The sequence below is a fragment of the Streptococcus sp. HMSC067H01 genome, from assembly GCF_001814775.1.
Taxonomy (GTDB): Bacteria; Bacillota; Bacilli; order Lactobacillales; family Streptococcaceae; genus Streptococcus.
Genome location: NZ_KV817781.1, coordinates 430,465 through 431,391, shown reverse-complemented (window position 1 = coordinate 431,391; position 927 = coordinate 430,465). Strand labels below are relative to the sequence as shown.

1 protein-coding gene is annotated in these 927 nt (G+C 47.4%); it reads left to right on the top strand.

The window, feature by feature from the left end:
- Positions 1-927 (top strand): G5 domain-containing protein (locus tag HMPREF2987_RS03355; RefSeq protein WP_180364494.1); only part of this gene is annotated, 927 nt, incomplete at both ends.

Genomic DNA, 927 nt, shown 5'->3' with positions numbered 1-927 from the left:
TAGATGGCAAGGAAGTCCGCCAAGTCAAATCCAATAGTGTTACCCAAGAACCGATTTCCGAAATCATCGCAGTAGGTACTAAGGTGGAATCTACCTCAATCCCAAGCGAAGGTGCACCAAGCTTGGTCGAGGTGAAACCAGAGCTTGAAATTACGACAGAGTCTCTTGCTTATGATACTCTTCATCAGGAAGACCCAGACTTGCTTAAGGGTCAAACTCGTATTATCCAAGCAGGCCTAGCAGGCGAGCGTACTATCTTGACCGAGGTCACCAAGGTTGATGGTAAGGAAACTCGTAAAGTAGTTTCCAATGAAGTCACCACCTCCCCCGTATCAGAAATTATCGCAGTAGGTACTAAGGTAGACTCCACCTCAATCCCAAGTGAAGGTGTACCAAGCTTGGTCGAGGTGAAACCAGAGCTTGAAGTGACGACAGAAGCAGTTGCTTACGATACTATTCGTCAGGACGATCCAGACTTGCTTAAGGGTCAAACCCGTGTCATCAGAGCAGGAGTAGCAGGCGAACGTACTATTTTAACCGAGGTGACGACTGTCGATGGCAAGGAAGTCCGCCAAGTCAAATCTAATAGTATTACCCAAGAACCAGTTACCGAAATCATCGCAGTAGGTACTAAGGAAGAATCCACCTCAATCCCAAGTGAGGGAGTACCAAGCTTGATCGAGGTGAAACCAGAACTTGAAGTGACGACAGAAGCCGTTGCTTATGACACAATTCATCAGGACGATCCAGACTTGCTTAAGGGTGAAACCCGCCTTGTCCGAGCAGGCCTATCAGGTGAGCGTACTATTTTAACCGAAGTCACCAAGGTTGATGGTAAGGAAACCCGTAAAGTAGTTTCTAATGAAGTCACCACCGCCCCTGTATCGGAAATCATCGCAGTAGGTACTAAGGTAGACTCCACCTCAA